The organism is Xenorhabdus littoralis, from assembly GCF_033949345.1.
Classification (GTDB): Bacteria; Pseudomonadota; Gammaproteobacteria; order Enterobacterales; family Enterobacteriaceae; genus Xenorhabdus; species Xenorhabdus littoralis.
In genome coordinates, this window is the sequence record NZ_VCDP01000008.1 from 64,249 (window position 1) to 89,686 (window position 25,438).

The 25,438-nt window shown below is 45.9% G+C and carries 11 protein-coding genes and 2 pseudogenes; 7 read left to right on the forward strand and 6 right to left on the reverse strand.

Features of this window, described 5'->3' with window-relative positions; genetic code table 11:
• Nucleotide 1 precedes the first annotated feature (1 nt).
• Genes FE394_RS03285 through FE394_RS03315 form a run of 7 tightly spaced genes read left to right on the forward strand, consistent with a single transcriptional unit; the run spans nt 2 to nt 11,790 of the window.
• Nucleotides 2–1,681 (forward strand): CoA transferase, encoded by a 1,680-nt coding sequence (locus FE394_RS03285; RefSeq protein ID WP_319924976.1) that lies wholly within the window; start codon nt 2–4, stop codon nt 1,679–1,681.
• Entirely contained in the window at nt 1,678–3,342 is a 1,665-nt protein-coding gene (locus FE394_RS03290; RefSeq protein WP_319924977.1) for a class I adenylate-forming enzyme family protein, read from the forward strand. The genes FE394_RS03285 and FE394_RS03290 overlap by 4 nt, the downstream gene beginning before the upstream one ends.
• Before the next feature lie 6 nt (nt 3,343–3,348).
• Nucleotides 3,349–4,536: an MFS transporter gene (locus tag FE394_RS03295; protein ID WP_319924978.1), complete on the forward strand. Its 1,188-nt coding sequence runs from the start codon at nt 3,349–3,351 to the stop codon at nt 4,534–4,536.
• Between the two features lie 16 nt (nt 4,537–4,552).
• Nucleotides 4,553–5,626 carry a hypothetical protein gene (locus FE394_RS03300; RefSeq protein WP_319924979.1) on the forward strand — a complete coding sequence of 358 codons (1,074 nt, stop codon included), beginning with the start codon at nt 4,553–4,555 and terminating at the stop codon, nt 5,624–5,626.
• A gap of 23 nt (nt 5,627–5,649) precedes the next feature.
• Complete coding sequence (locus FE394_RS03305; RefSeq protein WP_319924980.1) at nt 5,650–8,061, forward strand: hypothetical protein; 2,412 nt, start codon at nt 5,650–5,652, stop codon at nt 8,059–8,061.
• A gap of 10 nt (nt 8,062–8,071) precedes the next feature.
• Nucleotides 8,072–10,585 carry a prodigiosin MAP biosynthesis aminotransferase PigE gene (gene pigE, locus FE394_RS03310; RefSeq protein WP_319924981.1) on the forward strand — a complete coding sequence of 838 codons (2,514 nt, stop codon included), beginning with the start codon at nt 8,072–8,074 and terminating at the stop codon, nt 10,583–10,585.
• A 38-nt stretch (nt 10,586–10,623) separates the two neighbouring features.
• On the forward strand, nt 10,624–11,790 hold the full coding sequence (locus tag FE394_RS03315; RefSeq protein WP_319924982.1) for an acyl-CoA dehydrogenase family protein: 1,167 nt from the start codon (nt 10,624–10,626) through the stop codon (nt 11,788–11,790).
• A gap of 55 nt (nt 11,791–11,845) precedes the next feature.
• On the opposite strand, the gene FE394_RS03320 is transcribed toward FE394_RS03315, so the two are convergent.
• The 6 genes and pseudogenes from FE394_RS03320 to FE394_RS03345 form a co-directional block, all read right to left on the reverse strand.
• The gene (locus FE394_RS03320; RefSeq protein ID WP_319924983.1) at nt 11,846–13,249 is read right to left on the reverse strand and encodes an MFS transporter; all 1,404 of its coding nucleotides are present in this window, start codon (nt 13,247–13,249) and stop codon (nt 11,846–11,848) included.
• A 73-nt stretch (nt 13,250–13,322) separates the two neighbouring features.
• A pseudogene (locus FE394_RS19860) lies at nt 13,323–13,527 on the reverse strand (IS110 family transposase); the annotation flags it as partial.
• A gap of 235 nt (nt 13,528–13,762) precedes the next feature.
• The gene (locus FE394_RS03330; protein ID WP_319924984.1) at nt 13,763–14,806 is read right to left on the reverse strand and encodes a helix-turn-helix domain-containing protein; all 1,044 of its coding nucleotides are present in this window, start codon (nt 14,804–14,806) and stop codon (nt 13,763–13,765) included.
• Nucleotides 14,807–15,126: 320 nt separating this feature from the next.
• A pseudogene (locus FE394_RS03335) lies at nt 15,127–15,285 on the reverse strand (IS1 family transposase); the annotation flags it as partial.
• A gap of 142 nt (nt 15,286–15,427) precedes the next feature.
• Nucleotides 15,428–16,693: an enterobactin transporter EntS gene (gene entS, locus FE394_RS03340; RefSeq protein WP_319924985.1), complete on the reverse strand. Its 1,266-nt coding sequence runs from the start codon at nt 16,691–16,693 to the stop codon at nt 15,428–15,430.
• A 69-nt stretch (nt 16,694–16,762) separates the two neighbouring features.
• The gene (locus FE394_RS03345; protein ID WP_319924986.1) at nt 16,763–25,420 is read right to left on the reverse strand and encodes a non-ribosomal peptide synthetase; all 8,658 of its coding nucleotides are present in this window, start codon (nt 25,418–25,420) and stop codon (nt 16,763–16,765) included.
• Between the last annotated feature and the right edge of the window lie 18 nt (nt 25,421–25,438).

The window sequence follows — 25,438 nt, forward strand, 5'->3', positions numbered from 1 at the left end:
CATGCCAAGAATTGAAATATTTCAGTCATTGCGGCTCAGTGGCACATTTAGTCAGGTTGATGCAGCGTTTGCTCCATTTATCAGGGCATTACATTCTCAGGCAAAAAAAATCGGTATTGTGGTGGATGTATCTTCGGAGCAGACCACGAATGCCGAATTGGTTGTGATATTACAAGAGCAGGACGGCCGGCAGTTTATGCTCACAGTGACTTCTCCTGTGATCAATGGACAAGTCTGTGGTGAGGTGGAGTTACAGGCATTAACCGGATTGGCTTCTGTTCACAGTCGTTCATTGGATCGAGTTGTTCCGCTCGGTGTTGATTATATTTCGGTGATTAGTGCCTCTTTGGTACTTCAACAGCTGTTGGCTGGGTTAATCGCACAGCATCGGGGGAACGGGATGCAGAGCGCCACTTTTGATCTGGTGCAAGCTGGAGTGCTAGCTGTCGGACAATACCTAGCCGGTGCTACCACCGAAACCGGAGCAGAGGTGTTCTCATGCGGTGAAGCCGATGTTTCTCTCAGGCCTCCCTTTACATCTCTTGATGGTGTCTTGTTTGAACTAGAGTCTCTTTCCCCACAGCTCTGGCAAAGGTTTTGGGTTCAATTAGGGGCGGATATTCAGCAAATAGGCAGAGGCTGGCATACCTTTATGCAGCGATATGCCAAAGGGGTTGCGTCACTGTCCGTAGAGATGGTGGCACTGCTTGCCAGTCATGTCTATACGGATTTGGCCGATTTGGCTCATCAGACAGGAATTGCCATTACACCTGTCCGGCGCATTCAGGATCGTAAAATGGACAGAGATCTACGATCGTTGCTTGAGTACGGACCGTGGTCTATCAAAGCTATCGAAGAAGGGGGCAGGAAGGCTTCCCGGATGCTGTCAGATTTTTCGACTACATCAGAGCTGCCACTTGCAGGAATCAGACTGGTGGAATCCTGTCGACGAATTCAGGGACCGATGGCAGGACATTTACTTGCCATGCTTGGGGCAACGGTAACGCGCATAGAACCTCTGGGGGGCGATCCATTGCGGGATATGCCACCTCTGGCTGATAATTATTCCGCCCGTTTTCAGGCGCTGAATGCCCGTAAGCAGGTGGTTGAAGTGAATATCAAATCAGCGGAAGGAAAACAAACTGTTGAAGAGTTGGTCCATAAGTCTGATTTATTTATACACAATTGGGCTCCGGGAAAAGCGTCTGAATTAGCACTAGATGCCTCTGATTTAATCCACAATCATCCTGATTTGGTGTATGTCTATGCCGGAGGTTGGGGGGAGTTAGACAGTGAAATGACGATTCCTGGTACAGATTTTATGGTTCAGGCTTATTCCGGCATGGCGGATGTGATTGCTCAACGTTCAGGAGTCAAAGGTGGTACGTTGTTTACCGCGACAGATATTTTTGGCGGTATTCTTGCTGCACAGGCAGCGATCATGGCGCTTTACTGCCGGGTTAGAGGTGCGTCAGGACTGAGCGTTCGGAGTTCATTGCTAGGAGCTGCGACGATGCTTATCGAGCCTATTCTCACAGGTCAATCATCTATCACTGAAATGGATACCTTACCCGAATGGTGTTGTACTGACCTGGCATCACTTTCTATACATCCACATATTGAACCCTATCTGATGGCGGAAAGTTACACACAATTATGTGAATTATGGAGGCCCTTATGAATCCTGCAGGTATTATCAATTTAGTTCCCGAATCGGTTCGCCATGAATGGAAAGTATCAGGTACATATCCGGAAATAACTGTATTTGGGGCTTTTCGTAAACAAGTTGAAAAGCAGCCTGATTGTTTGGCTGTTTGTTCTCTGGATGGAAACTATCGTTATTCTGAAATTTATCAGCAAAGTCTGAGCTTGGCGGCGGGTCTGTCTAATGCAGGACTTGTGCGTGGTGATGTCGTTGTCTATCAGCTGAGTAACAGTTGGCGGTCGATTGTCATTGATATGGCAGCTGCCGCTATAGGAGTAGTGGTGTGCCCTATTCCACAGGGAAGAGGTCGGCTGGATATAGAGTCGATTTTCAAGCGTAGCCGGGCGCGAGCGATTATTGTTGAGAACCGGAATGATCAGGGTGATATATGTCAGATCATCGAATCCTTAAGGCCTTTGATGCTGTCTCTGCGAGTCTTGATCACTGTGGGGAAAACTCGTGACTATTGGTTGTCATTTGAAGCATTGCTTGATGAGGAGCCATTGGCACAATTGCCTTTGGTTTCAGCGGATGATCCGGTGCGTTTTCTCATATCTTCAGGTTCTGAATCAGAGCCTAAATTAGTTGCATATTCCCATAACGCGTTGTTAGGGGGCCGGGGACGTTTTATGGAGGAACTAAGAGGAGATCAAGCGAGGTTTGTTCCTTTGTATCTGATGCCTTTGGGATCAGCATTCGGTTCTACCGCTAGTGCATGTGTTATAGCATGGCTGGGGGGGACTGTGGCAATTTTACCTAAGTTCAGTGTTGATGCAGCATTAAAAGCGATCCTCGATTATCGTCCGACTCACATTCTTGGTGTGCCGACTATGTTCCAACGAATTGTTGCCGATGAGCGTTTGGATGACTTGGATCTTCGTGACTTGGTTGCACTTGTCAGTGGGGGGGCCCTGATCGATGAAGCCACCATTAGTCGCTGCTATGAAAAATTTGGTTGTAAATTGATCAATCTTTACGGATCAGCTGATGGGGTGAACTGTTTTAATGCCTTGACTGATACGCGGGAAAAGATTGCGATGACAGTTGGGCGTCCAAATCCTTCTATTTGTGATATTCGGATTGTTGATGAACATCACCAGCCGCTACCTCAGGGGCAGATTGGCGAGATAGCGGCCCGTGGACCGATTTCTCCCATGCAGTATGTCAATTCCCCCATGTTGGATGAAACTTACCGTGATCAGAGAGGTTGGGTTTATACCGGTGATTTGGGATGCATTGATGTGGAGGGCTATCTCAATCTGATGGGAAGGAAGAAGGATATCATTATTCGTGGCGGGGCCAATATTAGCCCTATTCAGATTGAGAAATTGATGACTAATCATCAAGATGTTATCAGTGCAGCATGTGTTGCTATTCCTGATAGTGATTTAGGGCAGAGGGTTTGTCTCTGTCTGTCATTGCGGGAAGGGGGACAACCACTCTCTCTGAATGATGTGACACAGTTTTTACAGTCATATGGATTAGAAAAGTACAAGTTGCCAGAATATCTTTGCCATTTCAGACGGTTACCTCTTAGTCCCGCAGGGAAAGTCGATAAACCTTCACTTCGTAACATGTTATCAGAATTATCCCAAATCTCTCGTGTTGAAAATACACCAGTACATCGGGGGAAATAAACGGATATGGAGATACAAACTGAAACACATCGTAAAAAGACCGAATTATCGCTGGGATTTATTTTAGTACTGGCAATGGCTCTGCCTATGCTGATTCTTTATGCTTGTGGAGCTTTGGCTCCCTTTATTCTACAGGAAGGTACGATTGATCGTGAACTCTTAGGGGGATTTACGTTAGCAGCATTTAGTGTGGCAGCCATTTTATCTTTATCTGCTGGGAAATGGGTGAAAAAGCTGGGTATCCGTTGGGTAAGTATCATGTTGTTTCTGTTCACCGGAGGGGCATTTGCTGCATTGATTCTGGCAAATAATCCTTGGCTAATGATACTGTCAATAGCCGTTTGTGGCATTGCGCAGGCTTTGGCAAATCCAATGACTAATCAGGCCATTGCGACGCAAGTAGTTCCTGCACGTAAATCGTTCATGGTGGGATTGAAGCAATCTGGGGTTCAACTCTCCGCATTGGTGGCGGGGTCGATTCTGCCATGGATTGCGACACAATGGGGATGGCGGGCAGCATTAGGCGCCATTATTCCATTGTGCCTGCTCATGGCGATTTTAGCTGCTGCCCGTAACTGGCAGCCAACAGTGGCTGCTTCACAAGTGAAATCCCGCAAGGCGAGGCAATCGGGCACAATAAGTATGCTGATGTTGATGCAAGGCTGTGTTGGGGTTGTATTAGCAGCCTTTATTACTCAGGTACCGATGTTTGCTTCTCAATTGGGAATGCCTGCTGGCCAGGCTGCATTTCTTGTCACAGTATTCGGACTGATGGGCTGGCTCTCTCGTTTAGTGCTGACACCTCTGGCAAGTCGATTTAAACAGGAATCCGACTTACTGGCACTATTGTTTGTATTCGCATTCCTCGCATTACTTGCAACATTTAATGCTACCGCACAAAACCTTTGGTTGGTTTATGTCGGGGTGATAGGGATTGGTTGTACCCTTGTTGCGACCAATGCTCTGGCGATGGCTATGATTCTACAGCATGATTGTTTTGGGGAAATACCCACAGCATCCGGACAAGTCTCCTTTGCATTTTTTGGCGGGCTGGCATTGGGATCATTACTTTTCCATTGGGTGGTAACTTATTTCGGTTCGATATGGGCGGGGATGGTGTTTATGTTAATTCTGTTGAGCTTCAGCTTCATTTCGGTGCTCCGTTTGCGCTGGTCTTTATCACAGATGGTGTAAGCAGAGGACACTCATTATGCGCTTCGATTACCAGAGATTGATGCACAAACTGGCGAAGTCTGTGGCTAAGATTGAAAGACAGATTGCTCCTCGTTTTCCTTTATACCGCCTTATTGATAGCCCGTCATGGGTGACGTCATCTCGTGGTTCATGGGTTGCCGGATTTTGGGCGGGGAATTGTTGGTTAGCGGGTTATTTCTCAAATCATCCTACCTTGATATCCAGTGCCAAATCCCGTTGGACTCAAATACAGGCAGAAAAGCATGTTCAATCTGTATTTAGGGCTATGAATGCTTGGTACGGATTTGGTCCAGCTCTGCGTTTAGTAAATGACACTCAAGCTGGAGAACTCATATTCCAGTTTCAAGAAAAGTTGAGTCTGACTTTTGCTCCTTGGCAGGGCTTCCCTGTTGGAACTGAAATGGGGGGAGGAAAACATGGGAACAACCGTCTGTCAATAGACCCCTGTGCTGCATTGATTGAATTAGGTGTACATCATAATTGGCAGGAGATGTCGCAGGCACATGCCCGATTAACTGCCTGCCAATTAATTCACCCTACCGGAAGAGTTTATACCTACAGTGATTTTTATCCTTATCCGTCAGAGGGCTCAGAAAAATGGCAGTCGGTGGGTGAGGCTGGTAGCTGGCCACGTGGGCAGAGCTGGGGGATGTTAGGAATGGCCTGTGCTGCTTTGTACAACCCAGAGACATTTCTCCATGTAGCAGAACTGTCTTGCGGTGTATGGTGGCAATGTTATGCCAATCATTCTTCGGATGTTCTAAAACCGGAGCCGTGCGTGCGCTCCGTTGCTGATCCTTCTGCAATCCTGATCAGTGCTGTGGCTTTTTTTAAGCTGAATGAAGCCTGTGGAGGAGATTCTGTCTGGCAGGAAAGAGGCACAGTTTTACTGCATCAGGTACTTACTCATCCCAGCTTTATTGAAGAAGACGAAATCATCCGGTTTGTTGGATGTCGCTACACCACTTCTTTAGAAAAACATCAACTTACAGAAATGCCTTATGGTTACTTTTTCCTATATCAGGCTTTACTTGTGGCTTCAGGCACGATCAAAGCCAGAGTATTCTGATGGATTAATTATGGAGAGTCTTGATGCATCATGACATCGGAATTTGTGTGGTCGCGCAGTCTCAGATAGTAAGTCAGGGTGTGATAGAAGCGATTGACAAGTTGGAATTGTCAATCACTGCCGAATCTGATCATTGTGGGGTTTGGAAAACTGATTCGGTAATTTCGGTTGACCTCATTATGGCGCATTTGCTTCAACAAGCCAGAAAGTATTTATTTTCTTATCAGAAAAAGCATCAATTTTCTTTTCATGTCATGATCTATAAAACGTTGGATGAAGCTTTAGCCGATATTTCTTCGCATCCGGACAGAACACTCGATCTGGTGATTGCCGATGATCTGTTTTTACAACATGGAAATGACGAACAGGTCAGTCATCAATTTTTCCGAATTTTTGAGTCGAATCCTGGGAGATTATCTCCCTATTCTTTCTTACTTTCTTTGTCAGATATGACTCCCGGAGGTATGAAAGTTCAAGTAATGGATTCCGTGACACTTAATGTTCGGCAGTCTAATAAGCTTGTGTGGGAAATACAGGTGTTAAAAAACCTGATGGATCATTTGGATAATGTTTATATTAATCCATTGCTAGTCAGAGCAACGACATCAAAACCGAGAATATCATCGGCTGCACAGTTTATTTATGACTACATGGAGTACCATTTTCATGAGTGTTGGGATTTTCACTACTATACTGGGTCAATGATCTCTGGGTTTATAGATTCTATCTTCCGCTTGTGTGATGGCACATCTATCTTGTGTGAAAGTGGAGCAAATGAACACAGTTTAGCCGTTTCTGCACTTTGTGGCTGGCAATTTTATCAGCGTGGTTACGTGATTGCAGTGACATCAGGTATGATTGATGAGTTTCGTGGCACATTATACAACCTGAAACGAGCTTATGCGCCAGGTATCATTATTTGTGTAGATAGTCCTGAAAATAGTTGGTTCCCGTTTCAGGGTACTATGCACAGTGATTATGATGGCAGGAAGACAATTGAAGCCAAAGGAATTCCATACGTCTATATTGATGATAAATCAACCTTGCCTGAGGGGTTGAATAAGGTAGCAAATCTATTACAGTCTCAGTCGGGGCCAGTGTTTGTTTTTGCGACACAATCGGCTTTGGGATGTACTCTTAAACCTGAACTGCTACCCTGTCCGAGTCAATATAGCCGTTGGGCACCACCGATTGGGGGTGATGAATCATCTGTTATGGATGCTGTAATACATCTGCTCAACCATGACAAACGTCGAATACTGTGGCAATGTGGTCATTTGACGGGGCAGGAACGTGAACTGATTTATCAGATTGCTGAACAAGCCGGGATAGCGTTGACAGATACGATAGTAGCGCCGGGAGAAGTCAGCGATTTCTACCAACAAAAGCCTGTTAGTAGCTATATTGGTACCCTGTCGATTTACGGTTTTAGTCGAAAAGTATTTCATTATCTACATGAGGGTCAGCAGCTTGTTGAACCCGAAAATCTAAGTATCTTTTTTCTTAAAAGTAAAGTTGATCAAGCATCCTCTCCATTCTCTGCCAATACATTGAAAAATAAATGTCATATTGTTCAGGTGAATTGCCGTTTGGAACACATGTCTCCTTACACTGATCTGCCTGTGCATAGTCGTTTACTCTCGTTCTTGAAAGCAGTCATATCCCGACTCAATGTGGATGATGAAGTACTGGCTTATCGCCGTTGCGAATTGGCGAAAGTTCAGAAACTTCCTAACACTACACCGATTGACTGGCTGCCACAGATACCAATGTCACCTAATTACTTTTATGTCTATTTAGGGCAACTGTTGCATCATTTAATTATTGAAAAGGGATTCGTCTATACTGGCGTTTATGATGTGGGGAGATGTGGTGTTAGTGCGATTCGGAATTTACCGAAAACAGGGAAAGGGTTTTCTGGTTGGTATGGCCGTGCATTGATGGGTGATGCATTAATGTCATTACCTTATCTGGCCCGTACATCGTCCCAGAATATTCTGGCATTTATCGGCGATGGTGCCAGAGATTTAATCCCAAATATCGAACATCATATTGAGCGAGCGTTGATGCAAAATCCGCATCGACAAAAGATCAATATTTCAGTGTTTTATCTGTGTAATGGTATGTTGTCGATGATTAGATCATATCTTGATCTGAGAAGTGCAACCAATAACATAAGACAGACTTCTCTTGTTGCGTCGCCGTTTGATTTATCTCTGGTTACTACTTCTGATACTCAATTTGTTCCTGACGCACATGTAGCAACACAGGTGATTCGTGAGCGCTGGACGACATTTGATGCAACCTATTGCGAAACTGTGTTAACAACCCCTCAAACCATTTATTTTATCGATGTCATGCTCTCACATAACTCCGATGGGGATGGGCTGAGCCAGCTCTCTGAAGCTGCATGGCACCGCGTCAATATAGCATAAGGATTGTAACGTGAAATTTGGTTTTATTGCACACCCTACATCAATACCACTTAAGCGACATGCGAAGCTGATGGATATGTTTACCCGAACTTGTCGTGATCAGGCTCAAGGGTTTCAATCGAACACTTGGCAGCGTGAAAACCTGGTTCCTTTTACAAGATTTGAAAAAGTTGTCAGTGCAACGGGAGCTACCTGTAGTGGGATTATCCATTACATGCCTTTAACTGCCGAAGAAATGCTGACACAGCCCAAAGTGATTACTGAGCGTGTGATTGCAGGAGTCAGTCAGCTTTGGGAAGAAGGGGCCGAGTTAGTGGGATTAGGTGGATTCACCGGTATTGTAGGCCAACGTGGGCTACAAACAGCTAAACAGGCTGTACTCCCGGTGACGACAGGGAATTCTCTGACTGCCTATGTAGCCTACCGGAATGTGCTAGATACATTGGCAACTTTAAATATTGATAATGATGAGGCAGAAATAGCGATTGTCGGCTATCCGGGTTCGATTGCTCTCGTGCTTGCCCGCTTATTGTTACCTTTAGGGGTTCGCTTGCAGCTGGTGCACCGTCACCGTGAAGTCGTACCCGAACAGTTGTTGTCTTATCTGCCCGAGAATTATCATGCTCAGGTTAAGCTGACCAATGATATTGGGACATGCTATCCAACAATTTCGTTTTATGTAGCCGCAACTTCAACGGGTGGGGTCATTAATCCTGCCAGATTAAAATCTGGTTCGGTAGTGATTGATGTGGCACTTCCCCGAGATGTCTTACCTCAGGATGAACCTAGGCGAGATATTCTTCTAATTGATGGAGGATTGATTTCTGCCAATGAGCAAGTTTCTTTTGGTGGACCTCAGCCCGAGTTTGAGCCAAAAATGTTTATGAATGGATGTCTGGCTGAAACTTTAATTCTTGCTCTTGAGAAACGTGCTGAGCTCTATTCTATCGGCAGAGAATTAGATTGTAATAAGGTGCTCGATATCGGGGAAATTGCACTGAAGCATGGTTTTAGCCCAGCCCCGCTTGCCAGTTTGGGTCGGCACGTAAAAGAGCAGGATTGGGTGGCGATCCGGCGTTATCATCATTCGCAATCTCCCGCAGATCCGATTTCCTATCCTGGTGTCTCGAATTTCAGAGAGACGATAGAGCGTTTCCGTCAATACATTAATCCTGAAATGATCAATTTCTATGAGCATAATCATTTGGAAAGAGTGTTCGCCAAAGGAGAAGGACTCAAACTGACTGATACGCAGGGGATCGAATACTACGATTTTGTCTCTGGCTATGGGTGCGTGAATATTGGTCATAACCATCCGGCCATTGTAGCGGCGGTGACAAATTATTTATCACATCAACAACCTACTTTTGTTCAATATGTATCGGTTCCATATCAGGCATCATTACTGGCAGAAAAACTGGCCAATATAGCGCCGGGGGATTTATCACGGGTATTTCTCAGTAATTCCGGGACAGAAGCTATTGAAGCTGCAATAAAGCTGGCACTCGCTGCTTCAGATAAAAGTACATTATTGTACTGTGAAAATGGATATCACGGAAAAACGATGGGAGCCCTTTCTGTGACAGGGAAGGAGAAACACCGTAAGCATTTTGAACCTTTGTTGAGTCAATGTCATGCAATTCCATTTGGGGATGTAGCCGCATTGGAACAGCAATTGAAATCAGGCAATATCGCTGCGTTTATTCTAGAACCCATTCAAGGTGAAGGTGGCGTTATTCTTCCTCCTCAGGGCTACCTGCAAGCTGTGCGTCAGTTGTGTGATCGGTATGATTGTTTGCTCATTTTGGATGAAATCCAGACGGGACTGGGGCGTACTGGAAAAATGTTCTGTTGTGAGTGGGAGCAAGTGTGTCCTGATATTCTAACACTCTCGAAATCGCTGTCTGGTGGTGTCGTTCCTATTGGTGCAACAATTTCGACTCCTGAGGTGTGGGATGCTGCTTATGGCAGTATAGATAGATTTATATTACACACATCAACATTTGGCGGAGGGAATTTGGCCGCAGCTGTTGCTTTGAGTGCACTTAAGTTGATTGAAGAAGAGCAACTGGCTGAAAACGCTATAGATGTAGGCACCTATTTGAAAAAATTGTTACAAGAGGTTGCAGATGTTTATCCGTTTGTAATATCGGTTCGGGGAAAAGGCCTCATGCTGGCAATTGAGTTCGAGCAGCCTTTTGCAGGAAGTGTTGCCGCTACAGTGGATGAGTTGGCGCACCGTTTTAATTGGGATGCTCCAGGTACTTATCATCTGTTATCAGACAAAGCCAAATTTCATATTGATGAAGCTATTCATGAAATTGAGCAAAGCATGGAAGACATGTTTGTTTTACGCATTGTCACTAAATTGGCTCAAGAGCATCAAATTCTGACATTCATGACTGCGAACAGTAACCGCGTGATGAGGATTCAGCCACCACTGACCTTGACTTATGACGATGCTAAATACTTTGCAGAGGCATTTCGCCAAGTTTGTGAAGATATGTCGACATTTCATCATTAAATGAACTTATTAAGCCGGATGCTAGAAGGAATGATTTGATGAGTCAGTTAACACTAGATCAGTATGCATTGGTTGAAAAAGCACGTCGTTTTACTTGGGAACATCTTGTGCCATTGGAACAGACTCTTACCCAACAGGAAGGGATTGAGCCGGAGCAGGCCAGAACGCTGATGAGACTGGGGCAGGAATCAAGGTTGTTTGCGACCAATATTGATTCTAAGTATGGTGGTGTCGGACTGAGTACATTTGAAAATGTATTGGTTCAGGAACAACTAGGAGCTACAAAAGATGTTCTGATAAGACGGGCAACGGGAAATATCTATGAATGTCTGACGTTGGGTACAGCGATTCAGCAGGAACGATACTTATTTCCGGCACTGAAGGGAGAACGTTGGTGTTCTCTGGCTGTTTCAGAGCCTGAAGCCGGATCTGATGCAGCTTCAATTAAGACTTGTGCAACGAAGAACGACCGGGGATGGGTGCTTAATGGTCGAAAAATGTATATCAGTGATGCGGAGTATTCAGACTATTTTATTGTGGCAGCGAAAACAGCCCCAGAATTGGGAGCTAAAGGAATTTCTCTGTTTCTAGTGGACAAGAATGTGCCTGGCTTTTCTCTCGGACAGCGTTTTAACATGATGGGTTTTGTTGGCACTAGCCATAATGAACTGATATTGGATCAGATTCACCTGGACGAAGATGCATTGTTAGGTGAGGTGAATCAAGGATTTCAAATGTTACACCAGACTCTGGGAAAGGCACGTCTTGCGAAAGTTTCAGCACGTGGTCTGGGTAAATGTGTCCGTTTACTCGATTTAATGATGGAACATGCCAAACAACGTCATCAGTTTGGCAAACCTATTGTTGAAACCGGGAATATCCAATACATCCTTGCAGATTGTGCTATTGAGATTCGAGCGGCGCGAGCATTGCTGTGGGAAACAGCCAAACGGATGGACAGTGGAGAGTCATGTCGTGAGGAAATTTCGATGCTGAAAGTGTTTGTTAGCGAGCTGGTGGGGCGGGTAGCCGATCATGCCGTACAGATTTTTGGCGCTTCAGGTTGTCATGACGGACACCTTATAGAAAGTTTTTATCGTGACGCACGTTTATTCAGAATTATCGATGGAACATCTGAAGTTCATCGTAATATTATCGCTAACTCCTTAATTAAACAGGGAACTCCTGCTGTTGTTGATATATAGCCCTTTCCTGAGGGCTATCATATTCTTCAGAACATCTTATGATGAGACTGGTTAGTTATGTTTTTTTGAAACCAGTCTTTTTCCGCTGATAAATCGTAATTCCCAGTGCGACAAGGAAGAGACCTATTGAGGACCAGACGGGAGAGGTTGGTGTAAATTGATACAAGAGTGAGCCCATCACAGGTCCGGCAGTCCATCCAAGCCCCTTACCAAGTAAATTAATCGAGGCGGCATAAGCTTGGTGTTTTTTACCTGCTGTCTGACTTAGCAGTGCAAGGTTGGCAGGGATAATTAAACTCATAGCACCTCCCAAACAAATCATTGCAATAAGCATATCAACATAGGTATTGCTTATCGCAAGGTATGCCAGACTCAATAGACCGACAAAAAATCCAATCACCATCAGTCGGTTTGAGTGTTCAGTGGTGAAATAAGTTAGTATGACTTGTCCTGTAGCCATACTGATCATGGATGAAGTCAACAGTCCTCCACTTCCTTTTAGAGCCTCCTGGGGAGAAAACCCGAGTTGATCTTGTAATCTGAGTCCGGTAGTTTGCTGGAGAATGCCATAAACCAATAAGACACAGAATGTGATCAAAGCAAAGGGCAAAATCGGGGTAAGAGGTTGAGGAAATGAAGAAAAAGGGAGCTCTGTATTCTGTGACTCATGGGATGGTGGATTCGTTTTCAGAAAACGGTATCCGAAGCCGATGATAAGCATAATAATCCCCAAAATAAACAGAACTGACGGGAAGTGTTTTACGCCGAAGCTCATGGCGAAATAGCCACCTATGATACTTCCAAAGCCAAATGTTGCCCCAATGAACCCCATTCCCGAAAGACGTTGACGGTGTGAAGTCCGATCTGCAACATACGCCTGAGCACTGGGCATAAGGCCTGCAACACCGACAGATTGAGTCAGTCTTAACAGAAAGAACAGGGCAAAAAGTGTTGGGATAGTGAGTTCAAGGGAAGTTTGGAATTCGATTAATCCGGCAGTGAGTATCAGAAATAACGCTGTACTCATAATCCCGATGACTATGGGAGCTTTTTGACCATGTTTATCTGTGTAGCGGCCCCAGAAGGGAGCGAAAATCATCATACCGAAGGCGGAAACAGAAAGGAGTGTTCCCGTCAACAATTCACTAATTCCCATAGTGCGTCCTATAATTGGAAAACCAATCATAAATAAGCTGTGTGCGATAGCGTTTCCAAGAAGCATTACCATCAGAGGAAATAACGAGAAAGCATGGCCAGGTAATTTAATCGACATGATGTATTTATATGAACGTATCCCGTTTGCAAGACAAAAGCCACGTTGACATTGACGGTAGGTTATAGCTCTATATCTGGCCTTATTGCAGCCGGAGGACTGACTGCGGGCCTTGATGTAATCCGCTGGCGTGCTCCTCATTCTCCCAACGAGCTTTACGCTCAAGACAGTTGCTGTCTTTGTCATCGTTACCCTTGCCTCAGCAATCTTTCTGCATTCATCCTTATGGTTAAACGTTAAGGTTGACCAGTGAAACGCCTCAATAAGGCCTGACACTGACGTAATCTTTTTGGTATTCCCGCTGGTGAGCAACCAGCGCCCAAACCGTGCGGGCCAGTTTATTGGCCGTCCCCACTATCGCGACACAGACCGGACGTCGTTTTTTAGTTCGGTCACTCATGGCGATGGGGTTTTCGTGAATAAAGTGCCCGCTCTTGTCCATGGCTAAATAAAGTTCTCAGATAAAAAAGGTTAAAAAGTCACGCCTCCGTAACTATTTATCAATGATTTCATCGGTATATTCATCAACAAAATGAATCTGCATAAGATGTTTTGCAATATCGACGACAAAAGGAGTATTTTTCATGAGTGGATCCTCCCGTCATCAGGGAGCAACAGTCTCCCGTTTTTAGGCACTATAAGGCCGGAAATCTGAGAGGAGCCACACTTCATCTCTCAATTCCAGCACAATGCCGGGGGCTAAGTGGTTGGGATGCATTCATTACATATTTTCTGACTGAAATAATGGGTTCGGTAGGTGACGGGGGTACAGCCTTCATATTGACGGAATGTTTGTATAAAGTGGCTTGTACTGCTGAATCCACATAAATAAGCGATAAAAGTGATACTGTGTGCTTTATCTTGCAGATAAACTTTTGCAAGCTGTAACCGATATCCTCTTAGCCAGTCAAAAACCGTTTTTCCGTAATGTTTTTTGAAATTCTTATTTAGGCGGGTATGACTCATTCCTACTTGTTTTGCCAATTCGTACAGAGTTGGAGGGTTAGTTAATTGAGTCATCAGAATCTCTCTGACTTTTTCTACTGCATTATTTTGACAGCAATATTGGTTTGAATGATTGTCTGAGGTAATGGAGACAGATTGTCCGAGTGGAAGTAACCAGTGTGCGATAAGTTCTAATGCCTTACCTTCTGCTTTAATCCGATCAAAAGGGTTTCTTAGTGGATTCTCGACCAGAGGAGCAATCCACTCATCATTATCTTGTTGTATTGCCACATGGGACACATCTAGATCAAAGATCGACATAAGTTGCTCATCATGGATTGAGAAAGCGCGTTTTAAACGTTCTGTGGAGAATTTGAGAACAGCCATTTCATGTCGGATATTGGGTGCGCTAAAACGATATAATGAATGATGATGATGAAGATTAAATAGCCAGATGTCTCCTGCACTGATCGTGTGATTTAATTGTGTTGCTGAAAAGCCTAGATGACTTTTTCCCTTCAGGCCAAAAACCATAAGTGTGGTGTCATAAGGATAATTGATTTTAGAGAACAGGGGTTTTTCTCCGTAATAGTCACTTTTGGTAAAGTAGACTTCTTTACCAATATTAAAGCAACGAAAGCTGCTTTGCCCCTGTTGTTTTGGGAGATAGATATTGTACCAGCCCATATTCTGGTATGCTGAATCGCTATGAAGTTTTTGTGTCACAAAGTTGACATGGCAATCGTGAGGTGGCTTTTCATTGGAGTTTATAGTTAATTTTTTTGAAATTTTATTCATCTTTTTATCTTATCTCGTATTTTTCCATAGACTATAATAATTATTATTCTTATTTATTCCTTATCCAATATTTTACACACTATTGTCTAGTTCATTTTAAATTTTATGTGATCTTTATTGGTATATTTATTATTTAACATCGCATAAATATAAGTATCATCTAACATTATTGAAATTAAATTTAATTAATATCGATTACATTTTATATATAAATATAATGTAATAATTATTAAAAACAGTGGAATAATTTCAAGGGATAGAAATTATTGAATGCATTATTACGTTAATCCAGCGTCGCGTATTCAATCCGTTGATTGCCATCAAACATAGTATTCACGTTCAATGAAAGTACCGATGACTTTATCGTGCATTTCGGGGAATTTAAAATAACCCAATGTCTTACGATTGAGTCGCTTAATTCGGTTACGCAGTGTCAAATTCTCCCGCTTGATACGTTGAGTAAAAATCTTTCCGACGAGATCAAGGTAAGGAATATCACAAACTGCATTCAGATCATCAACTGGCACTGTTTTGAGATACCCCGCTGCTTGCAGCGGGGTTGTTCATTGAAATTATAAGTCTTTTTCCAATAGTGAGAGCCAGCCTCACTGCCATCAACTATCACCCTTCTGAAGGGTTTGTTTCTGATACTGGATCGTTGCCACTCAGTGTGGAATGACGCAGGGGTTTTACTACTGCCGCAAGCAACAAGCAGGCAAGCGCGGCAAAAGTTCCAAACGAAAAGACAGTTATTACCGGAGACAATAAACGCCCCATAAAACCTAATCCCAATGCTCCCAAAGAGTCGCCAGTCACATCCTGAGCAGTAACAAAACTGTTCACGCGTCCCAATAAATGATCCGGCGTATGGCTCTGAATAAGGGTAAATTGCAGCAAGGAAGCAAACGCATTTAAATAGCCATAACAAACCAACACCAGTAATGCCAGAACGATATTTGTGACGACTCCCAGCATGGATAACGTGATAAAGGAACACAGGGCGCATATCACCAGAAAAATTCCTGGCCGGGTACTTCGTCCTATCCAGCCACTGGTGAAAGCACCGAGCATAGCCCCCAGCGGAACTGCGGAATACATCAGCCCAGTCGCTGATGGCCCTTGATGGTAAACTTCCTGAGATAACGCAGGAAACAGAATACGCACTGCTCCTGCAAGACTGATCATCATTCCCACCAAGATGACACTGCCCACAATTTTATGCTGCAAAACAAATTTCACACCACTTATCAGCGCACTGATCGGATGCTCTTGTTTGCTTGGCTGAGGTTTCATTTCAGGGAGTCTCATCAGGGGTAGCAGTGTTGCTAATGTCCCCATTGCCGCAACGGCAAAAGTCCATCCCGGCCCACCAACGACAATAATAATACCCGCCAATGCAGGGGAAATAATGGCTCCTATACGAACCGTGACCATGCTCAAGGCACCTGCTGAAGCCAGGTTTTCCCGTCCGACTAAGTTTGGGATTGCCGCCATTAACGCCGTCATGCCCAACGCACCAAAAAAACCATCCCAAATAGAAAGAAAATAGAGCATATACAGTGATGGCGAGTCTAAAAATGCGTTAAAGCTCAGTGCCACAAAACCAATACCGCAGGTGCCACGGGCAAACAAAATGAGTTTACGTCTATCATAGCGGTCAGCCAGTATCCCCCCCAGAATTAACCCGATAAACATACCGACACCATCCAGTGCAACCACAATTCCCACCTGTAAGGTAGAACCCGTCAGAAATTGCATTTGGACAGGGACACCAACGGTCAGCATTCCCAATGCAAAGACAGATAACATGCGGGCAATAAAGATAGCTCGAAAATGTGAGTTGTTTCTGAGCAAACTAAAATCCAAAAAGATTGATGACTTAGCCATGATATTCCATACGATTCGATAACGTTAAACACATAAAGTTAATGACGGCATTGTTTCAACAAGTTAGTTTCAACAAGTTAGTTTCAACAAGTTATTGAGCAATGGCCCCCACTGCTCCAGTGAAACAGGAGAAAGGATATCTGCATGTTCACAATCTTGCCGATAAACCCTTAACTGACGAACCCAAGGTGCCCACGTTCCCTCGACATCCAGCTCAGGAGGCAGAGTCCGTGTTGCCACAAACAGTGTGGCTTCGCCATCATATTTCTGGTTAACCGCAGATAATAAACTGCGGACAGCATCCTGATAGTTAGCCACGATGTCCTCAAACATCGTCTGCTTTTCCATACGTAGTTGCGGATCACTCTCATCTTCTGTGATTGCCATAAATTCCGCCTGTTCACGGGCAATTTCCTGTTTGGCTTCTTCCTCGCTTAACCCTCCCCAATCCTGTCCTTCTGGGGGATAAGCATCCAATAAACCCAAGAAAGCCACTTCTTCTCCTTCTTGCTGTAAACGAATCGCCATGCCCTGTGCCAACATTCCGCCCAAAGAGTAGCCCAGCAAATAATAAGGCCCATGAGGCTGGATATTCCGTAACGTCGCTAAATGGCGTGTACACATTGCTTCGAGGCTGTCACAGTCAGCAATCACACCACGGGGACGAGGCGACTGTAATCCGATAATCGGCCTGCCCTCATCCAGATAACGCAACAACCCGCTGTATTGCCAAGCAAAACCTGATGCTGGATGCACACAAAACAGTGCTGGCCCAGTGCCTTCCCTCAGCGGCAGGACTTCCCCCACACCACGATTTTCTGCCGAATTTTGCCTTTGCTCATCAACCAATAACGCACTCAATTTTTCTACACTGCGCGCGACCATGATATGACCGACTGAAACAGAATGATTAAAACGGCGGCGTATTTCGGCTGCCAGCCGCATTGCCAGCAGTGAATGCCCTCCCAGAGCAAAGAAGTCATCATCAGCCCAAACGGTGCCACACTCTAAAATTTCGGCAAACAATTCAGCTAACTGGCTTTCCAAACCCGCTCGCGGTAGCCTGCCCGTCGTCAGTTTTTCTGGTATCGGGAGTGCCTTGCGGTTCAATTTCCCATTTGCGCTCAACGGGAAACTTTCCTGTATCACATAGCTGACAGGCAGCATATAAATCGGCAATCGTTTAGTCATCGCTTGGTGTAGTGCTTCAGTATCCAGAACCCCACCTGATTGAGGAATTAACCAAGCAATTAGCTGACGAGCATCGGCATTATCAATTGTCTGACCTGATTTCCCCAGTTCACGCGCCGCGACCGCAGCCTGAGCCACTCCCGGCTGTTCCAGTAAAACCTGTTCAATTTCACCCAACTCAATACGCTGACCGCGTATTTTTAACTGATCATCACTGCGCCCAAGGTATTCAACTTCACCGTCGGCTGACCAGCATGCAATATCACCCGTTCGGTACATCCGTCTGCCTGATGCAAACGGATCGGCCACAAAACGGCTGGCTGTCAGATCGGCCCGGTTCAAGTAGTTTGTGGCTAACTGAATGCCACTGAGATAGAGATCTCCGGCCACACCGATAGGAACGGGACGCAGCCACGGGTCTAAAATACGTAATTGGGTATTCCATACTGGCCGGCCAATAGGAACACCAGGGCTGCTACAACGTTCCAATGCCTCACCAGACGCCGGCTGCCACGTCACATCCACCGCCGCTTCCGTTGGCCCATAAAGATTATGTAAAGGTGCGGCCATCAGCGTTTGATAGCGGCGCGCCAGTTCACATGACAAGGCTTCGCCACTACAGAAAACGCGTCTCAGACTGTGGCAGAAAGAGGACTCTTGCTCTCGTAACGCTAATGAATCAATTAAGGTTGCCAGCATTGATGGAACAAAGTGCAACGTAGTCACACGGTAGTCATCAATAAGCTGCAGAAGAGTTGCGGGATCGCGATGCGCTTCTGGTGGCGCCATCACTAACCGGGCTCCCGTCATCAGCGGCCAGAAAAATTCCCATACAGAAACATCAAAGCTACAGGGCGTTTTCTGCAATACCACATCATCCGTAGTCAGTGGGTAAGCATCCTGCATCCACAATAGGCGGTTAACAATGGCCTGGTGGCTTACCATTACCCCTTTGGGTTGCCCTGTGGAGCCAGAAGTATAGATAATGTACGCCGTATGCTCAGGAGTCACATTGGCGGCAGAATGGACGGGCTGCTGTGTTTCATCCGCCAGTTTATCCAGTAACAACAAAGTTGCCTGATTAGCAAAACGTGCCTGAAACTCACTTTCTGTCATCACTAATCGAGGTTGGGCATCTTCCAGTATAATGGTCAAGCGCTCATCAGGATAACCCGTATCAAGAGGCAACCAGGCGGCCCCCGCTTCCAGAATCGCCTGTAACGCCAGACTGAGCCTTACTGAACGAGATAATGCAACCCCAACAATATCCCCCGGCTGTACACCTGCTTCAATTAAACGATCAACTAACAAGCGAGTTTGCAGGCGCATTTGCTGATAGGTCAGGCGATGATGATCATCCAATAACGCCAAATCGTCAGGCGTTTTTCTTGCCTGCCCGATCACGGCCTGATGGAGTGTTTCTGAAGGGAACTCATGATCGGTGTTATTGACTTCCTCAATCAACACCGCTTCATCAACCGTTTGCAAAACCCAGTCCCGCAATGCGATCTCAGGCTGTTCGATCAATTGCTGGATCAAGAGGAGTATGCGTTGTGCCAAGCGTTCAGGCTGTTTAACGCTTGGTCGATATTCCATCAATAGACGCAGACGCTTACCTGGCAACACCAATAACGTCAAAGGATAGTGGGTATAACCGCAGTTATTGATCCCCTGACAGACGATGCCTTCGACGCCCTCTTTGCTTTGCGCCACTTCAGGGTAGTTTTCAACCACCAGCAAGGTATCAAAAAGTGTGCTGGTACCTGCAATTTGCTGAATCTCACCAAGACCAATATTGTCATGTTCAATCAATTGGATCTGCTGCGCCTGTAATTGCTCTAGTTGAGGCAATAGTGGCTGCGCCATATCCAGAATCACTCGAACCGGTAAGGTGTTACTGAATAGCCCGACATGCTGATCCAGCCCTTCGGTCTGGCCAAACCGTCCTGACACCGGAGAGCCGAAAACAACATCAGATGAGCCACTGTGTATGCTCAACAGCAGAGACCAAATCCCTTGCATCAATGTATTGAGTGTCAAACCACGTTGCTGGCACAAGCCGATTAACGCCTGTTCCATCGCGGGTTCGATTAATATTTCAAGCGCCTTAACCTCGCCAGTATGAGGGTGTTCACCGAATAAACATGTTGGTTGAACTCCTTTCAATACCTGTTGCCAGCATCGGCGAGCAGGCTCCGCCTCACGTGCCAATAATTGATGGACGACGTCTTGATAACGAATTCCAGATCTATGCAAGACGTGATCGCCGTGATTCAGCAACATCAAAAGGTCTTGCACCAAAATAGGGGTTGACCAGCCATCGACGACCAGATGATGAGCATTCAGCAATAGCGTGTAACGTAAACTTTTACCGTGGCGTACCAGCAATGCATGTAACATTGCGGCTGGCTGCCGGAAGAGATCTCGTGCAAGTTCTGCTTTTTCCAGTTCCCGTAATGCTATTTCCTCCTCTTCCACCGTCAGTTCAGGCAGTTGATGGAAACCAAGTGACCAATAATCTTTATCATCGGATATGATCGGTATCAGTTGCAGTGGAGAAGCATTTTGTTCCGTGTCAAATTGGGCAGCAAGCTGAGGATGATGCCGAACTAAAGCCGACAGCGCCCGGCGTAACTCAGCAACCGTCAATGGCCCAGATGCCAATGACCCAGATAGAGAAAGTCGTGTCAATGAGTTATAGCTGCCATGCTCAGTGGCTGTCTGTGCATGGAATAATAATCCTTGTTGCAGTGGAAGCAGCGGCAATACCGCAGATAATGGCCCATAACGCCCGCTCAGTTGAGTGAGATCGTTATCCTCCACACCGGATAGCCCCACTTCTGCGGCGACTAAAGTCGCTACAGCCTGCTGGGGCTGCTGTCTGGCGAATTGTATTAAGCGATCAGCCGCCCATGCCATGCCACGATGTAGTTCCGCAATATCCTGATGGCTGAAAATACCATCGACCCATTGCCAGTTAATCACCAACTGCGGAGTGTTTCCCTGCTCATCAACGAACAGATTGATTTCCAGACTGTGGCTCAGGGACATTTCAGGATCTTGATAAACAGCAAAAGCATCCCGAAAAAGATTTTTAGTCCGTTGTGGCGACCATAAGTTATCTGTCTCGACAAAACGTCCCAGATAATTAAATAAGATTTCCGGCGTTTCTTGTGGTGCGAATATTTTTCGCCCAGTTTGATCAAGGTAACGCAGCAAACCATAGCCGATACCGCGATCAGGCACAGCACGCAGAACGCGTTTCACCGCCCGCACCACTTCAGCAGGTTCAGCAGGCCGGCATTCCCCTTTCTGTAGCAAATCGACCACTACCGGATATTCAGCTGTCAACCAGCCAACCGTCCGAGCCAAATCGCCCGTTTGTTCTAATTCAATGCGGCCATGAGACTCTAGCTGGAAGCGTAATTTACTGGCATTAAAGTGACGGTAACAAGCCATTGCCAATATCGTTAATAAAATCTCTTCAACATTAGCGTGGTACTGTTTTGGCAATATTCCTAACAATGCTGCCGTTTGTTCACCACTTAATAATGTCCGTTCTTCACGGGAATTTATTCGGCGATCCCGCTGCACATCCAACGGACGCTGCCCTAAAAGAGGCGTTTTTTCATCCAGCATACCTTGCCAAAAAGGTAATTCTGCGGCACGTTGAGGCAGATTTTGGCGTAGATAATCATTCCAATCGTACAGAGTGTACTCTTCCGCTGGCAAAATCATGGGTTTGCCAATTATTGCTGCTTCTATTCCCTGACGTAACTCATCCAAGAGTATTCGCCACGAAACGCCATCAGTCGCCAGATGGTGAATAACGAACACCAATCCCTGCGACACACCGCCATTTTGTAATAAACAGGTATGGAATAACTGACCACTCGCAGGTTCCAGACGCATAACCGCATCGTGGAAGGCTTGTTCTGCACAGGTTTCAATATCTTGGCAATTTTGCCATGTGCTGCAATAAGTTCCCTCCGGCACAGTTATTGACTCATCAAAGGCTATTGACTCATCAAAAGCTATTGACTCATCAAAAGCTATTGATTTACCAAAGGCTATTGATTTACCAAAGGCTGTCGATTCCCCCACAACAAGCTGGTTATCGCGGGTAAACGCATTCAGTGCAGGATGCGCTTGCACTAAGGCAATCAGTGCTTGTGATAAATGTTGCGGCTGTAATTCTGCGGGCACGCGTATAAATACGCCATGAGCAAAACGGGTATTGATCCCATGAGATTCAGCAAACCAATGCAAAATAGGCAGGCTATCGATCACCCCTTTCTGAATACGTGCAGGAGTCTGCTTCGCGATAGTGACAGGCGTCATTTTCAATGCCATACGCGCAGGTGTACGTTCACTGAAAATATCCCGTGGACGTAACTGCCAGCCAAGGCGACGTAGTTGTGTTCCCAGCGACATGGCGGAAATACTGTCACCTCCCAGCACAAAGAAATCATCATCTGCGCTGGCTTCTTGCACACCTAATAGGCTGGAAAAGGCGTCACAAACAGATTTTTCCTGCTCACTTTCCGCTCTTCGTCCCACAGGCAATTGAAGTTTCTGTGGTTTGGGTAGCGCATCGCGATCAATTTTACCATTGACCGTGAGAGGCAGGGTTTCCAATACCATTAATCGGGAAGGAACCATATAATCAGGCAGTTTCTTTGCCAGCTCAGCCAATAGCAGAGCAGAAATATCAGGCAAGGCGCGTCGTTGTCCATCGGGTACAGCACAATAACCCAGCAGTCGGCAGGTTGCACCGATGGGTTCTGCAATGACGACAGCAGAACTGACCTCCGGCAAATCAGCCAGAGCATTTTCTACTTCCCCCAATTCAACACGAAAACCACGTACTTTGATCTGATGATCCACGCGACCAATAAATGCAAGCTGCCCGTCAGACCGCCAACGCATAAGATCACCACTGCGATACATAACTTCGCCATGACGGAATGGATTGGCGATAAAGCGTGTTGCCGTCAGCCCCGGACGATGCAGATAACCGCGTGCGATACCCGCTCCAGAGAGATACAGTTCTCCCACTGCACCAATTGGTACGGGTTGTAAATGGCTATCCAGAAGCCAGATATCGGTATTGGCAACTGGGCGCCCAATCACCGGCTGCTCGGACACCTGAATACTGGCGCCCAGCGTATCGATAGTATATTCGGAAGGGCCATAATAATTGTGGATATCAATTTGCGGCTGCTGTTGAAGCAATTCCCATAACCGTGGCGTGGCAGCCTCACCACCAATCATAATGAATGCAGGCTGGTGATTGCCTTTCTCCAACAGACCGCTATCGATGAGCTGGGTCAAAAAGGAAGGGGTAATATCCATGATATCAACTGGTAGCAGGTTCATTTGCTGTATCACGCCCCATGCATCCCGCCTGAGTTCCTCATCAAAGATATAGAGCTCACCGCCCAGGATCATGCAAAACAGGGGTTCCCAAGAAGAATCAAATGAGAAAGAGGCGGTATGCCCTGCACGTGCCCGCCGACCGTGCTGACGATAAAAGTTTTCAATGACAGGCCCAAACAAATGTACGGCATGGGAGGTCAGTAAATTCAGCAACCCGCCATGTGTGCTCATGACACCTTTTGGCTTACCTGTGGAACCTGAGGTGTAAATCATATAAGCCAAGTGTTCACTACACAGTTCTTCGCGTCGTTCTTCGTCTGTGACAGGTAACGAAGACAAGCTGGCACACTGCGCCGCTATCTGATGATCATCAAGACAGACAGTCTTGGATATTTCAGGCATTTGTGCCCGCGTATTCAGGTGCGTGATCAGCAAGACTGGCTGAACATCGTCACACATTAACTGTAAACGTTCCTGTGGGTAATCGAGATCAAGAGGAATGTAAGCCGCACCACTGGCCAACACACCCAAAATGGCAATCACTGAATCCACCGAACGAGGAATGCCAATGGCAACCACATCCTCAGCCCCGATCCCCTGCGACAACAAGAAACGTGCAAGCTGCATCACTTTTGCCATTAATTGACGGTAACTCAGCTGTTCATTACCACAACGTATAGCGACGGCATCAGGCTGCCGTTCGACCTGTTGCAAAAAGAGATCCAGCACAGAAACACCCGTTACAGGCATTTGGATTTTCGGCCCACATGACCATTCATCAAGCCGTTGCTGTTCCTGTGGCAGAATAATCGGCGTGAACGCAATAGATTGTTGCGGCTGCATCAGCAATTGACTCAACAGATAGCTAATCCGCTCACCGTGCCACTGTAGGGTTTGTTCACTGTATTTTTTTCGATTGGCGATAAGTGTCAGATGAAGCTGGTCATCATAACTGCACAATTCAAATTCTAAATCATCCACAGGCCCCATCGCGAGCGTGTGTGTCTTGATGGGCTTACCGCCTAACTTCAACGTCCCGTTATAGATTTTATAGTTGAAAACGGGGCCATAAAGCGCGTTATTGCTGCCTGATAAACCCAGATCACAACGTAGCTGTTCGGCTTCATATCGCTGGTAACGACGAACTTGCTTCATTTCATCCACAAACGCTTTCGCTACTTCGGCAAGCGTCATACTGTCTTGCAGTTTTATTTGCAGAGGCAAAAGATTGACTACAGGCCCCATCGCACAAAGCGCTTGAGACCCCAGACGCCGCATAAAAGGAAAGCCAACCGATAGATGTTTTTCTCCACTCATCCGGTAAAAATAGATACAGAGTGCAGCCATCGCAATTTCAGCCGGTTGGAATTTCCGCAGCGAATCATCTTCCCTCAATGAAGCAAACTGAGTCATCGGAAAATAGCAATCGTAATGCAGAGGTAAAACGTTGCCCGTATTCACCATATCTTCAGTGGAAAGTGAAACGGAAGCACCGCGTTCACGGGTATGTTGTTGCCAGAACACTGCCGCCTCTGCTTTTGCGGGCGATTGCTGCCAATCCTGATATTCTTTGACTACCTGCTCAAACGAACAGAAAGGATTCTCAGCAGGTCGACGGTCAGTGTTTAACGCGTTATAGATATCAATAATACGTCGGGTCAGTGCATCAAAACTGAATCCATCCAGCATGAGGTGGTGAAAACGCTGATACCAAAACCATCGTTCAGGCCGATCACTGACCTTCATGATGACCTGCCGGTAAAGCGGGCGTTCCCCATCTGCGGGTAATTCAGCGGCCAGATCCGCCTGCATTAATTCCTGTGACGCGGTTTCCCCCTGTTCATGGGTGAAATCAAACCATTCAGGTGCAATAACCTGTTGCGCATCACGAAAAGTAGGAATTTGCTGTACAGGTATTCCCTCTTCATTTATAAAATATCTCGCATGAATGGTGTCAGCTTCAGCCAAACCTTGGCGGATAGCCGCATCAAATAAGGAACGATCCAGTTCTCCATTCATTTCAATATAATGCGCAATGGTAAATACATTGCGCTGGCTGGCGATTTGGTCGGCCATCCAAATCCCGGGCTGGGCAGCCACTAGCGGTAGTGTCAGATTGACCTGTTTAACTTCAGACAGCGGTAATACATTAAGCACGTTTTATTATCCTTTCTT